Raw genomic sequence first — 12,993 nt, 5'->3', positions numbered from 1 at the left:
CCGGGTCCATTCAGTCAAGCATACGGGCGGCTTTTTTCAAGCATCGCTTTCCAGCAATCGACCGGCGCCGAGCCATGGGCGCGAGGGCCGCGCGGCGGCACGCGACCGACGTGCCGCCCCTGCCCGCGGTCCGAGTCAAAAGTTCACACGAATCCCCGCCATCACCGCCAGTTGCCGGCTCGAATTGCTGTTCGCGAGCACCGGAATCTGCGCATAGTTCGCCGCGTTGCCGTCCGCATCGGTGCCGAGCCCCGTGCCGCTCGCGACCTGGCCGATCGCGACCGCATACAGCGCGGTGCGCTTCGACAGACTGTAGTTCGCGCCGACGTTCACCTGGTGGAAGCGCGTCGTGCCGCGTCCGTCCGTATGCGCGGCGTTGAAGATGTACGCAACGCCGCCTTGCAGCGCCGGTGTGAACATGTACGTGACGTTCAGCTCGCCGATGTCGAACGTGAACGCCTGCGTGCGCGGCTGCGCGGCGGTCGAGAAATAGCGGCTGTCGCCGAGCCGCGTATGCGTGTAGGTCAGCGCGACCGTCGCCGCGCCGAACGTGACCGACCCGCCCGCGCCGAACGCGCGCATCGAGCCGGCATCCTGCAGCAGGCAGTACATCGCGCCCGGGTTGCTGCACGCGAAATCGCCGATATAGCCGCTCGCGCCGCCGAGCGCCGCGTCGAGCGGCTGGTGCAGGTCGAGGTAGCCGACCGAGAAGGCCACCGGCGCGCGCGTGTACGTCGCGGCCACCGCATAGCCGCGCTTCGCGGAAAAATCGCCGGCCTGCCCGCCGAAGCTGAACGTGCCGCCGAACGTGAGCCCGTTGAAATCGGCGCTGGTGAACTTCACCGCATTGTTGAAGTTGAACGCGGCATTCAGGTTGTCGACGTCGCCGAGATGCGAGCCGTACGGCGTCGACCAGTTGTTGCTCGACACGTATGCGCCGAGCATGTCGGTGTACGAGTCGTACTGGCGGCCGAGGCCGAGCGTGCCGATCCCCTCCTGGCGCAGCCCGACCCACGCTTGCCGGCTGAATGCGGTGCCGCCTTGCAGCGCCTGCCCGTTCGCGGACAGGAACTGCTGCTCGAGCGTAAACACCGCATCGAGCCCGCCGCCGAGCGGCTCGGCGCCCTGGAAGCCGAAGCGGGAAGGCACCAGGTTGCCGCCGCCCATCTGCCACGCATGGCCGCCGCCCGTGCTGCCGTCTGCGCGCGTGAACTGCTGGTTCGTCGAATAGATGATGCCGGTATCCACGGTACCGTACAGCGTCACGCTCCCCGAAGTCTGCGCATGTGCGTGCAGGCAGCCCAGCATGGCCGCGGCCGCGGTCAGTCGTCGTCCGTTCTTCATGTCCCGCCCCTCTGTGATCATCGATTCGCAATGCAAACCGAATGTGTTGTCGATATGGGTGACAGGACTTTATCCAGCGAAAATTCCGGACCTCTATCGCAAATCGGCAAACGGTGAGGGGTGCGGCCCGTGACGATGCCCGGCGGCGCCGTCGCAATGCGGATGCGTCATTCGGGACGCGTCGTCTGGGAAGGCAGTTCGCCGAACAGGTCGCGATACTCGCGCGCGAAATAGCCGAGATGCGTGAAGCCCCAGCTCGCGGCGGCTTCGCCGACGCCGAGTTGCTGCGCCGACGTCGTGCGCAGCAGGCGCCGCACCGCGTTCAGCCGGATCGTGCGCAGGTAGCCGACCGGCGTGACGTCGGCCACGCGCTGGAAGCTCGTTTGCAGCGTGCGGCGGCTGCAGCGCAGCGCGCGGCACAGTTCGAGCACGGTGACGGGTTCTTCGGGACGGTCGCGCAGATGCTTCTCGCAGCGGCTCACGATATCGCTGTAGGTCGCGTGCGTGATGTCGCGGCGCTCGACGCCGATCCCCTGTTCGAGCGCATCGAGGAACATGCCGAGCATCGCGTCGCGAAACATCTTGCGGGTCGCCGCGTATTCGAGGCAGCCCGGGTTGCGCTGGGCATCGTCGATCAGGGCCGACAGCCGCACGCCGAGCGCGACGCCCTGCGCGTCGGACAGCCGCGTCACGTGCCGCAGCCTGCGCGCGCCGGCCGCGCCGAATTCGGCCTCGCACAGCTCGTCGACCATGTCGGACGACGCGCTGATCCCGACGAGCCCCATCCCTTCCGGCGTGTGGAATTCAAAATCCTCGCCGGCGCGCAGCGCGAGCAGCGCATAGCCGTCGACCGGCTGGCCCTGGAACGTGCCCGCGAGGGGCACGGACAACGGTACCGCGAGCGACGTGCGCCCGGCCGGCGCAAGCCCGGTTTGCGCGACACGCCGGTTGGTCGTCTCGCGGAAGAAGTGGAAATCGTCGTACAGCACCTGCGTGACGGTGCCCTTGAAGCGGCCCGGCGTCATCTGGCGGTACACCTGATGCCAGCCCGCGATCGCGAGCCCGTGATCGTGCACGTCTTCGTGTGAGCGTGACTGGAACAGCATCGGCATCTCCGGTAAAACCCTGATTCCTGGATGCGCCCGCCGGGTTCGCGCGGCACGCATCGCCACAGCTTACCCTCGCAAAATCCCGCGTAGTGCGGTTTCGAACGCAAGACAGGCCGCCGACAGCGCCGCGACCTGCTCGTCGATCAGCCGGACATAGCGCCGAAACGACGGCATCCGGTTGACGACCTCGCTGCCGCCGAACGGCACGATCGCGAGCGTCCAGCGGCCGTCGCGCGCGTCGCCGTCGTGCGCGTCGATCACGCAGTCGGTCAGGTGCAGCGGCCGCAGCGCGTCGGCCAGCGCCGGGTCGGCAAGCAGCGCGGCCAGCGTGTCGATGAAGGCGGGATCGCATCCGGGCGCGAGCACCGCAGCGATGCCGGTACGGCGCAGCCAGCCGGTCTGCCGCACGCGCGCACTGCCCTGTACGGCCGGACCGTTCGCGGCCACCGTCACCTTCACGCTGACCGTATGCATCAGGAACTGACGCTCGACGCGCTCGTCGACGCGCACGCGCACGCCATTCGGCAACCGCGCCGTGGCACCGCCAACGCCGCCGACGCCGCCAGCACCGTCGTCATCGCGCACGGCCCGCAGGTCGGCGAGCACGCGCGCGGCGATCGCGCCGGGCCGATGGCCCGGCGGCGGCGCAGCGGGCGCCGCGCGCCAGCGGGCGAGCGCGGCCTTCACGACGCGACGTGCTCGTTGCGCAGCACGTCCTCGACCGGCACCGGCCTGAACGGATGCCGGCGCTGCACGACCAGCGTCCAGAACAGCGCGTACAGCGCGGTGAGCCCGAGCATCGCGCCGAACGGCACGTAGATGTCGCGCGGGTTCATGCCGGGCGGCGTGATGTACCAGATCGCGAGCACGATGCCGACGCTCGACACGATCTGCGGCAGCGGGAACAGCGGCGAACGGTACGGCCGCGGCAGGTCCGGGCGGCGGATGCGCAGCATCACGACCGACGCGGTGACGAGCAGGTATGCGGTACCCCACGCGCAGGTCGCGGCGAGCACGAGGTGCAGGATGCTGTCGAGATTGCCGTTGATCAGCCACGCATGGAAGATCGGCACGATCGCCGACGCGACGATGCCGACCACCGGCGTCTTGAAACGCGGATGCAGGTACGCGAAGCAGCGCGGCAGCGCGCCGTCGATCGCCATCCCGTACAGGATACGCGGCAGCCCGGCCATCAGCGTGTTGATCGTCGCGGCGCCCGCGCACAGGAACGCGATGCCGAACCAGATCCGCCCGAACGGCCCGAGCACCTGCAGCGCGAACGCGGGAATCGCGCCCGGTGTGTCGAGCAGGTGCGTGAGGCCGTCGGGGCTCACCGGCACGTTCGCGACCTGGCGACGGATCGCCGCGCCGTACAGGAACATGCAGATCGCGACGCCGACGAGGCCGAGCGCCATCGCGCGCGGGATCGTGCGGCCCGGCGCCTTCATTTCCGGTGCGAGCGGCGTGACGAATTCGCAGCCGACGAACATGAACATCGCCATCCCGACCAGCGACAGCACGGCCGGGATCGACGTGCCGACCTCCGAGCCGCCGAACCAGCCGTCGAGATGCACGGCCGGCGCGGCCGCGAGCCCGAGGATGCCGAAGATCATCAGCGACAGCCACATGCCGGCCGTCAGCACGATCTCGAGCTTGCTGAACACCTTGATGCCGATGATGTTGGTGATCGCGAACGTGACCACGAGGCCGACGCCGACCAGCCACGAACTGTTGTGCTTCTCGAACGCGGCGTTCAGCGATTCGAAGTTCACGAGCGCCATGATGCCGCTCAGGATCGTCTCCGCGGTGCCGGCGAACACGTGCACGAGGAAATAGGCGGAAATCGTGCCGGTGATCGCCCAGAAGCGGCCGAGCCCGCACGACAGGTAATCGTAAACCGAGCCGGCCGTCGGCAGCATCGCGGCGGCTTCGGAGAACGTGGTGGCCTGCGCCTGCATCATCACGAACGCGATGATCATCGCGACCGCGAACGCCCAGCCGCCCATCCCGAAGCCCGACGTCGCGGTGAGGATCACCGGGCTCGCCATGATGAGGCCAACGGCGCTCGCCAGCGCGGTCGGAAAACCGACCGCGCCCGCCTTCAACGCGGTGCCGCCGCCCGCTTCAGCCGGCGAGCCGGCGGGCGTATCGCCCGCGGCGCCGGTCATTCCCGACCATCCCGACATCGTTGTCTCCTTCGTAGGTTGGCCCGAACCGGCGCTTCGTCAGCAGCCGGGGCCAGATGCTATGCGGTCGGCCCCGGGCGGTGCTTCAGCGCTTCGATGCCCGGGTCCCCTGTCGATCACGGCGTGATCCGATGTCGAAAAAATACGCAGGCAAAATAATCCGGTCATAGCGCAAATCGGCAAATCCGCGACGGCGTTTACCCTCCATCGCGGCTTCGCCGTCATGCGAACGGGACAGCCTCGAAGCCGGCCGCGAGCGCGTCGACGATCCGGTCGAGCTGTTCGCGCTGGATCACGAGCGGCGGCGACAGGATGATCTTCGTGCCGACCGGGCGCACCAGCACGCCGTTCTCGCGGGCGACTTCCGCGACGGCGTTCGCATAGCCCGACAGCGGATCGATCGGCTCGCGCGTGTCCTTGTTCGCGACGAGGTCGAGCGCGAGCATCAGCCCCTTGCCGCGCACCTCGCCGACCGCCGCGAAGCGTTCCGCGAACGGCTGCAGCGCTTCGAGCAGATACGCGCCCTGCTTCGCCGCATTCGCCGGCAGATCCTCCTTCACAACGATGTCGAGGCTCGCGATCGCGGCCGCGCATGCCACCGGATGGCCGGCGTACGTGTAGCCGTGCATGATCGCCCCGCCGAAATCGGCATTCGCGGCGAACGCGTCCTCGATCCGCGCGTTCACGACCGTCGCGCCGAGCGGCACGTAGCCCGACGAAATCCCCTTCGCGAGACACATGATGTCCGGGCGCACGCCCCAGCCGCGGCTACCGAACAGGCTGCCGCTGCGGCCGAAGCCCGTCACGACTTCGTCGGCGATCAGCAGCACGCCGTAGCGGTCGCACACCTCGCGCACCAGCGGCCAGTAATTGGCCGGCGGCACGATCACGCCGCCCGCGCCCTGGATCGGCTCCGCGATGAACGCGGCGACCGTATCGGGGCTCTGGAACTGGATCTCGCGCTCGAGCATTTCCGCGCAGATCCGGCCGAGTTCCTCCGGGTCCTGCGTGAACGGGTTGCGGTACAGCCACGGCGTCTCGACGTGGAAGCAGCCGGGCAGGTTCGGCTCGTAGTTGCGGCGGAACACCGTATTGCCGTTCACCGATGCGCCGCCGAAGTGCGTGCCGTGATACCCCTGCTTCAGCGAGATGAACTTCGTGCGGTCGGCCTGGCCGCGCACCTTCCAGTACTGGCGCGCGATCTTCAGCGCGGTCTCGATCGAGTCCGACCCGCCCGAGCTGTACAGCACGCGGCGCATCCCTTCCGGCTCCAGCATGTCGATCACCTTCTTCGACAGCTCCTCGGCGCGCGGATGCGAAATGCCGTCGAACAGCTGGAAATATTCGAGTTCGTCGAGCTGACGCACGATCGCGTCCTTCACTTCCTGGCGGTTGTGGCCGACGTTCACGTTCCACAGGCCCGCGACGCCGTCGACGAGCTTGCGCCCCTGTTCGTCGAACACGTAGCAGCCGTCGCCGCGCACGATACGGATCGGCTTGCGCTGTTTCATTTCGTTCGGGTGCAGCATCGGGTGCCAGAACTTCGCTTCGTTGTAGCTCATTGCAATCTCCACTGTCGGATCGGTTGAATCGGGTTCGCGAATCGCGCGTCAATGCGCGATGCAGACGGATTTGGTTTCGGTGAAGCCTTCGATCGCGTACTGGCCGAATTCGCGACCGATGCCCGATTGCTTGTAGCCGCCGAACGGCATCGACGGATCGAGCGGGATATGGCAGTTCACCCACACCGTGCCGGCCTCGATCTGCGGCACGAGGTTCATCACGCGTTTCAGGTCGTTGCTCCAGATGCTCGCGGCGAGGCCGTACGGCGACGCGTTCGCGAGGCGCACCGCGTCGGCCGCGTCGTCGAACGGCACGACGACGATCACCGGGCCGAATACCTCGTCGCGCACGATCGCGCTGTCCGGGTGCGGATCGGCGATCACGGCCGGCTTCACGTAATAGCCGGGCAGATCGTCGGCCGGCGTGCCGCCCGCGAGGAACGTGAGGCCCGCGCGGCGCGCGCCTTCGATGTGCTGGACCACCTTGTCGCGATGCTGCGCGGACACGAGCGGATTGATCTGCGCGGTGGTGTCGAGGCCCGCGCCGAGCTTCATCGATCGCGCGACGCCCGCGAGGCCGTCCGCGAGCGGCGCGAACTTGCTGCGATGCACATAGATGCGCGATGCGGCCGCGCACACCTGCCCCTGGTTGAAGAACGCGCCGGCGGCGACGCCGTCGAGCGCCTGCGCGACGTCGACGTCGTCGAGCATCACGATCGGGTTCTTGCCGCCGAGCTCCAGCGAGAAGCGCGTCATGTTCTGCACGGCCGCCGCGCCGACCAGCTTGCCGGTCGCGGTCGAGCCGGTGAACGAGATCTTCGCGATCGACGGGTGGCTCGCGAGCGCCGCGCCGCAGACGCGCCCGCCCGTGACGACGTTGAACACGCCGGGCGGCACGCCGGCTTCGCGTGCCAGTTCGGCGAGGCGCAACGCGGTGAGCGGGGTTTCCGGCGACGGCTTCAGCACGATCGTGCAGCCGGCCGCGAGCGCGGGAATCAGCTTCCACACCGCGATCATCAGCGGGAAATTCCATGGCACGATCGCGGCGACCACGCCGACGGGCTCCTTGCGCGTATAGGCCGTATAACGTGCGCCGGGCGGGAACGGGATCGACACGTCGAGCGTCTGGCCGGTGATCTTGGTCGCCCAGCCGGCCATGTAGCGCACGTATTCGACGCTCGCGCCGACTTCGACCGCGCGCGACACGTGAATCGACTTGCCCTGGTTCAGCGTTTCGAGCTGCGCGAGCGTTTCGGCGTCGGCTTCGATCAGGTCGGCGAGTTTCAGCAGGATGCGTTCGCGGTCGGCCGGCCGCAGCCCGCTCCAGACGCGCGTGTCGAACGCGTGTTTCGCGCTGGCGACCGTGCGGTCGACGTCGTGCGCATCGGCATCGGCGACGGTCGCGAGCCGCTCGCCCGTGGCGGGGTCGTACACGTCGACGCGCGCTGCCGCGTGCGCCGGCTGCATGGCGCCGTCGATGAAGAGGCCGAAATCGCGCGCAACGAAGGTGCGCACGGTGTCGCTGACGGCGACGAAGTTCGTGTTGCTCATGGGCGTCTCGTTGATTGTCGTGGCTGGACCGCGTGCCGCCGAGGCACGCGGGCGTCGGACCACTGTAGCGACGAGGAATCGCGCCCGGTGAGCGCAAATTGGCAGCGCGTGGGGGAATCAGATGCGGGTGAGCCGGACGCGCGCAAGCATGGCGTCGCGACGGACGAACGCCGCGTTATCGTCCGACGAATGACGCGGCGGGATTGCGGACAGGGAAAACTTACAGGAACAACGCGCCGACCAGCTCCGTACGGTTCGACACGCCGAGCTTGCGGTACATGCGCATCAGGTGCGTCTTGATCGTCGGTGGCCCGAGCGCGAGGTCGCGCGCGATCTCCTTGTTCGAGCGGCCGTCGCGCACGAGCCGCGCGATCTGCTCCTCGCGGTAGGTCAGCCGTTCCTCGCAACCGATCCGGTGGATGCCGCGCCGCGCGCGCAGCAGCGGGCTCAGCGCCGCTTCGGCGACCGGCTGCAGCCGCGCGAGCGCATCGATCTCGCCGGGGGCGAACCGTCCCGCGGTGCCGTTGCCGTTCGCTTCGCCGATGCCGAAGCGCAGCAGCGAGAACGCGCCGACCGTGCGGCCTGCGTCGTCGCGCAGCCAGATCTCGACGACGTCGGCCACGTCGTGCCGCCGCAGAAAACGGGTCCAGTACGCGGACGCCGCGCGTCGTTCGTCAGGCAGTTGCGACGCGAGCGTGACGACCGCGCGGTCGCCCGCCGCGCAACGCGACGGATGCAGCGGATCGAGCATCCGGTAGCGGGCAACATAGGTACGGTGCATCGATTCCGGCATCCCGAACAGCTCGAAATCGGCCGGCTCGCCGCTCTGGTCGAGCCGATAGAACACGATCGCGGACGGGCTCGCGAACGCGTCGAACGCATCCACGCACGCGTGCAGCGCGCGCTGCCAGTCGGCGGGAGCGTGGTCGGCGGGAACGGACAAGGTCGGCATGGGAAATCGGCTGGCGGATGGACGCATCGAATCTCGAAGTCCGGGCCAGCCTACCGGCGCCGAAAAGCGCCGGTGAGCACGAATCGGCAAATCGTCCCGGGCCGGCCAGGTGGCCGGTTCAGGCGGGACGATGCCGGCGCGCGGCGGTGCGCGCGCCTCGTTTCAGCGGGCGTTCGCGGCGAACGTGTCGCAGGCGCTCACTTCGCCCGACTCCATCCCGCGCCGCAGCCAGTACACGCGCTGCTCGCTGGTGCCGTGCGTGAAGCTTTCGGGCACGACGTAGCCCTGCCCTTGCTGCTGCAGCCGGTCGTCGCCGATCGCAGCAGCCGCCTTCAGCCCCTGCTCGAAATCGCCCGGCTCCATCAGCCGCTGGTTCGCGCGCTGCGCGTTGTTCGCCCACACGCCGGCAAAGCAGTCGGCCTGCAGCTCCATCCGCACCGACAGTGCGTTCGCGCGCGCCTGGCTCGAGCGCCGGCGCGCGGCGTCGACCTTGTCGGCAATGCCGAGCAGGTTCTGCACGTGATGGCCGACTTCGTGCGCGATCACGTAGGCCTGCGCGAAATCGCCGCCCGCACCGAAACGCTTGCGCAGCTCGTCGTAGAAGCCGAGATCGATATACACGTTGCGGTCGCCCGGGCAGTAGAACGGCCCCATCGCGGTCTGGCCGGTGCCGCACGCGGTCGGCGTCGAGTTCGTGAACATCACGAGCTTCGGCGGCTGGTACTGCGCGTGCAGCTGGGTGTTGAACACGCCCGTCCACGTGCGTTCAATATTGCCGAGCACCTTGCGCGTGAACACCGCGCCGGGATCGTTCGCCGGCGCGCCCTGGTGCTGGGTCGGCGCGGGCTGCGCCTGCTGTTGCCGGCCCTGCAGCGCCGACGCGCCTTCGAGCACCACGCGCGGGTCGATCCCGAAGAAATACGAGGCGGCCAGCGCGACCACGATCGTGCCGATGCCGATCGTCGCGCGCCCACCGCCGAACCCTCCGCCACCGCGTCGATCCTCGACGTTGGCGCTTTCTCTTTCGTCGTCCAGCCTCATTGCCGGCCCCTCCCTGTTCTTTTGTCGATGGTCCGGCCGCGCCAGCGCGCAACCGGGCGATACGCCGGGGCGACATGAGCCGTCGGCGGATGCGCTACCTGTGTGTCGGACGCCCGCTCGCGCCGATCCGGCCTGCCGCGCCTTTGCTGGCCGCGCCTTCGCCGGCCGCGCCATTCTTACGACGGAATCGGCTGGCCGACGCGCCGCGCGTCGTTGCAAGCGCCCGCTCGCACTATTTTGCCGGGCTTTCGTGGCTTATCCCAAAAATGTGGAGGATAGAGCGATTCGGCGTCAGACATCGTCAGCCTTTGCAAAATGGGCCACGGCCGCCGCACCTGGCCATCCGGACGGCCCGCGTTCATCCTTTCGGCGGATACCGGCGCGCGCCGGCGCCGCCTAAAGTGGCCGGAACGCCCCCTTTCCGGAGAACGACATGACGCACCCGCCACCCTGCACGATCGCGATCACCGGCGCAGGCACCGGCATCGGCGCCGCATGCGCACGCCGCTTCGCCCGCCGCGGCGACCGCGTCGTGCTGATCGGGCGCCGCCAGGCGCCGCTCGATGCACTGGCTGCCGAAACGGGCGGTCTCGCGCTGGCCGGCGACGCGGCGAACCCCGCCGACTGGGCCGGCTTCCTGCCGCGCATCGCCGAACGCTTCGGCCGCGTCGACGCGCTCGTCGCGTGTGCGGGCGGCCACGGCATCGGCCGCGCGGACGAAACCGACGACGCGCAATGGCGCGACGCGATGCACGCGAACCTCGACACCGCGTTCGTCAGCGCGCGTGCGTGCCTGTCCGACCTGATCGCGCAGCGCGGCAATATCGTGCTGGTCGCGTCGATCGCGGCGCTCGCGGCCGGCCCCGGCGTATGCGGCTACACGGTCGGCAAGCACGCACTGCTCGGGCTGGCGCGATCGCTCGCGCGCGACTACGGCCCGCACGGCGTGCGGGCGAACGCCGTCTGCCCGGGCTGGGTCCGCACGCCGATGGCCGATGCGGAAATGGCCCCGCTGATGGCCGCGCACGGCGATTCGCTCGACGGCGCGTATGCCCGCGTGAGCGCCGACGTGCCGCTGCGGCGCGCGGCCGATCCCGACGAGATCGCGGCCGTCTGCGCGTTCCTGGCGTCGCCGGACGCCTCCTTCGTGACCGGCGCGACGCTCGTCGCGGACGGCGGCGCGATGGTCGTCGACGTACCGACGCTCGCGTTCGACCGGCTTTGACGCCAGCAGGCACGCCGCGCGCGGGAGACATCGAGCGGGCAGCGTGTCCGTGGGCGACTACCGGTACCCGCCCACGGACACGCGCGGCGTCGCCCGATCGTTTCCTGCCCGGGAAATCCGCTACCATCGACCGATCCCGCCGCTGCCGCCGGCACCGCCTCACCGTTCGGAATTCGATGAACATCCGGTTTCTGGAAACCTTCGTCTGGCTCGCGAAGCTGGAAAACTTCCGGCTCACGGCCGAGAAACTGCACACGACGCAGGCCGCCGTGTCGAGCCGCATCGCCTCGCTCGAGGAAGCGTTCGACGTGCGCCTGTTCGACCGCAACACGCGCTCGGCCACGCTCACGCCCGCGGGCCGGCGCATGCTGGCCTACGCGGAGCGGATCGTGCGGCTCGACGGCGAAATGCGGCGCGACATCGACGCGGCGAGCGACGCGGGCCTGATCCGGATCGGCGTGATCGAATCGATCGTGCACAGCTGGTTTCCCGCGCTGATGGCGCAACTGCGCGAGCGCTATCCGCGCCTCGACGTCGAGATCACGAGCGACACGACGCTGCATCTGATTCGCCTGCTCAGCACCGACGGCGTCGACCTGATCCTGCAGACCGACCCGGTGCCGGGCCCGGACTTCACGAACCTGCCGCTGTGCGAATTCCCGGTGCGCTGGGCCGCGAGCCCGCGCCTCGGGCTCGGCGGCCAGCCGCTCGACGTCGTGCGCCTGGCCGGGTTTCCGATCATCAGTTTCTCGCGCCATTCGGGGCCGCACGCGACGATCGAGCGGCTGTTCGCGGCCGTCGAACGGCCGGCCAGCATCAACTGCATCACGTCGGTCGCCGCGATGATCCGCCTCGTCGCCGACGGGCTCGGCGTGGCCGCGCTGCCGCCTGCGATCATCGGGCGCGAGTTGCAAGAAGGCACGCTCGAACTGCTCGACGTCGAGCCGGAATTCCCCGCGCTGCCGCTCGTCGCGACGTACCGCAGCCAGGGGCTGCCGGTCGCCGCGCGTATCGCGGAACTCGCGAGCGAAGTGGCACGCGCGATGGCAGCCGCCGCGAACCTCGCGAACCCGGCCGTCGCCGATCGCGTCGAAGCAACGCCCGCGCGCAAGGCGACGGAGGCAAAGAACAGCACATCGGCAAAGGCGAAGCGCCCGCCGAAAACCGCCGCGCCTGCCGCGCCCGCCGCGAAACGCCGTCCGCGCCGCTCATAAGAAAACCTGTTCACCGCGAATTTGTTTTCTTGTTGGACGGGTGCGGACCGTCTTCGGGACACTGGGGTTTCTGACCTACCCGTCTCGAGGAACCCCGCAATGACCCGCCTTTCCCTTCCGCACGGCCAGCTTTGCGTCTGGACGGATATCGACCCCGCGCACGAAGCCGATTTCAACGCGTGGTACGACCGCGAGCACATGCAGGAACGTGTCGCGATTCCCGGCTTCACGCATGCGCGGCGCTTTCGCGCGACCGACGGCGGCCCGCGCCGATATCTCGCGCTGTACGTGACGGACACGCTCGACGTATTCCGCGGCGACGCGTACCGGCGTGCGTTCACGCAGCAGACCGCGTGGTCGCTCGCGAACTTCGCGCGCATGACGGGCACGCAACGGCGCGTCGGCGAGCTGACGATCGAGGCCGGCGACGGCGAAGGCGCCCATCTCGCGCTGTTCGTGCTGCCGCCGGACCGCATCGACGTGCCGCACCTGCGCGCGCGCTTCGCCGCCGCGCTGCACGAACCGGGCATCCACGCCGCGCGGCTCTTCCGTACGTCGCCGGACCTGTCCGCGCCGATCGGCGCAGCGGCGGCGGCCAGCCCGGCCGCCGATGCGCTCGTGCTGGTCGAAGGCAGCGACGCAGCAGCCACGCGCCGCGTAGCCGCCACGCTCGCCGGGCACGACGACGTGCGCACCTTCGATCTGCTGTGGCGCGCCGCCGCCCCGCTGCCGGATACGCATCGTGACGCCCAGGCCGCGGCCGAACCGGCCGCCGCCGGCGTCGCACTGCCTGCCTGAACGCCCGACGC

General features: G+C 69.2%; 11 protein-coding genes. 3 read left to right on the top strand and 8 right to left on the bottom strand.

Going from position 1 to position 12,993, the window contains the following annotated elements; translation table 11 throughout:
* Positions 1 to 135 precede the first annotated feature (135 nt).
* The 8 genes from BLS50_RS29415 to ypfJ all read right to left on the bottom strand — a co-directional run bounded on the left by BLS50_RS29415 (position 136) and on the right by ypfJ (position 9,745).
* Complete coding sequence (locus BLS50_RS29415; RefSeq protein WP_027807155.1) at positions 136 to 1,344, bottom strand: porin; 1,209 nt, start codon at positions 1,342 to 1,344, stop codon at positions 136 to 138.
* 167 nt (positions 1,345 to 1,511) lie between these two features.
* Positions 1,512 to 2,450 carry a helix-turn-helix domain-containing protein gene (locus BLS50_RS29410; protein WP_012339722.1) on the bottom strand — a complete coding sequence of 313 codons (939 nt, stop codon included), beginning with the start codon at positions 2,448 to 2,450 and terminating at the stop codon, positions 1,512 to 1,514.
* Positions 2,451 to 2,519: 69 nt separating this feature from the next.
* Complete coding sequence (locus BLS50_RS29405; RefSeq protein ID WP_074806262.1) at positions 2,520 to 3,140, bottom strand: DUF3156 family protein; 621 nt, start codon at positions 3,138 to 3,140, stop codon at positions 2,520 to 2,522.
* Complete coding sequence (locus tag BLS50_RS29400; RefSeq protein ID WP_053524878.1) at positions 3,137 to 4,639, bottom strand: APC family permease; 1,503 nt, start codon at positions 4,637 to 4,639, stop codon at positions 3,137 to 3,139. Before BLS50_RS29400 ends, BLS50_RS29405 begins: the two co-directional genes overlap by 4 nt.
* Before the next feature lie 221 nt (positions 4,640 to 4,860).
* Positions 4,861 to 6,201, bottom strand: a complete 1,341-nt coding sequence (locus BLS50_RS29395; RefSeq protein ID WP_053524879.1) for an aspartate aminotransferase family protein — start codon at positions 6,199 to 6,201, stop codon at positions 4,861 to 4,863.
* 48 nt (positions 6,202 to 6,249) lie between these two features.
* On the bottom strand, positions 6,250 to 7,752 hold the full coding sequence (locus BLS50_RS29390; RefSeq protein WP_074806259.1) for an aldehyde dehydrogenase family protein: 1,503 nt from the start codon (positions 7,750 to 7,752) through the stop codon (positions 6,250 to 6,252).
* Between the two features lie 220 nt (positions 7,753 to 7,972).
* Positions 7,973 to 8,704, bottom strand: coding sequence for a helix-turn-helix transcriptional regulator (locus tag BLS50_RS29385; protein WP_074806257.1), 732 nt, complete (start codon positions 8,702 to 8,704; stop codon positions 7,973 to 7,975).
* 162 nt (positions 8,705 to 8,866) lie between these two features.
* Positions 8,867 to 9,745, bottom strand: coding sequence for a KPN_02809 family neutral zinc metallopeptidase (gene ypfJ, locus BLS50_RS29380; RefSeq protein WP_034175238.1), 879 nt, complete (start codon positions 9,743 to 9,745; stop codon positions 8,867 to 8,869).
* A gap of 433 nt (positions 9,746 to 10,178) precedes the next feature.
* Between ypfJ and BLS50_RS29375 the strand changes: the two genes are divergently transcribed.
* The 3 genes from BLS50_RS29375 (at position 10,179) to BLS50_RS29365 (ending at position 12,982) form a co-directional block, all read left to right on the top strand.
* Positions 10,179 to 10,970, top strand: a complete 792-nt coding sequence (locus tag BLS50_RS29375; protein WP_074806254.1) for an SDR family NAD(P)-dependent oxidoreductase — start codon at positions 10,179 to 10,181, stop codon at positions 10,968 to 10,970.
* Positions 10,971 to 11,146: 176 nt separating this feature from the next.
* Positions 11,147 to 12,184, top strand: coding sequence for a LysR family transcriptional regulator (locus tag BLS50_RS29370; RefSeq protein WP_074806251.1), 1,038 nt, complete (start codon positions 11,147 to 11,149; stop codon positions 12,182 to 12,184).
* Positions 12,185 to 12,283: 99 nt separating this feature from the next.
* The gene (locus tag BLS50_RS29365; protein WP_074806248.1) at positions 12,284 to 12,982 is read left to right on the top strand and encodes a DUF4286 family protein; all 699 of its coding nucleotides are present in this window, start codon (positions 12,284 to 12,286) and stop codon (positions 12,980 to 12,982) included.
* The last annotated feature ends 11 nt before the right edge of the window (positions 12,983 to 12,993 follow it).

Source organism: Burkholderia orbicola, from assembly GCF_900100915.1.
GTDB lineage: Bacteria > Pseudomonadota > Gammaproteobacteria > Burkholderiales > Burkholderiaceae > Burkholderia > Burkholderia orbicola.
This window is presented reverse-complemented; position numbering and strand designations above follow the sequence as displayed.

Coding starts and splice junctions, on each gene's coding strand:
- BLS50_RS29415 (WP_027807155.1), bottom strand. CDS start 1,344: ATGAAGAACGGACGACGACTGACCGCGGCCGCGGCCATGCTGGGCTGC.
- BLS50_RS29410 (WP_012339722.1), bottom strand. CDS start 2,450: ATGCTGTTCCAGTCACGCTCACACGAAGACGTGCACGATCACGGGCTC.
- BLS50_RS29400 (WP_053524878.1), bottom strand. CDS start 4,639: ATGTCGGGATGGTCGGGAATGACCGGCGCCGCGGGCGATACGCCCGCC.
- BLS50_RS29395 (WP_053524879.1), bottom strand. CDS start 6,201: ATGAGCTACAACGAAGCGAAGTTCTGGCACCCGATGCTGCACCCGAAC.
- BLS50_RS29390 (WP_074806259.1), bottom strand. CDS start 7,752: ATGAGCAACACGAACTTCGTCGCCGTCAGCGACACCGTGCGCACCTTC.
- BLS50_RS29385 (WP_074806257.1), bottom strand. CDS start 8,704: ATGCCGACCTTGTCCGTTCCCGCCGACCACGCTCCCGCCGACTGGCAG.
- ypfJ (WP_034175238.1), bottom strand. CDS start 9,745: ATGAGGCTGGACGACGAAAGAGAAAGCGCCAACGTCGAGGATCGACGC.
- BLS50_RS29375 (WP_074806254.1), top strand. CDS start 10,179: ATGACGCACCCGCCACCCTGCACGATCGCGATCACCGGCGCAGGCACC.
- BLS50_RS29370 (WP_074806251.1), top strand. CDS start 11,147: ATGAACATCCGGTTTCTGGAAACCTTCGTCTGGCTCGCGAAGCTGGAA.
- BLS50_RS29365 (WP_074806248.1), top strand. CDS start 12,284: ATGACCCGCCTTTCCCTTCCGCACGGCCAGCTTTGCGTCTGGACGGAT.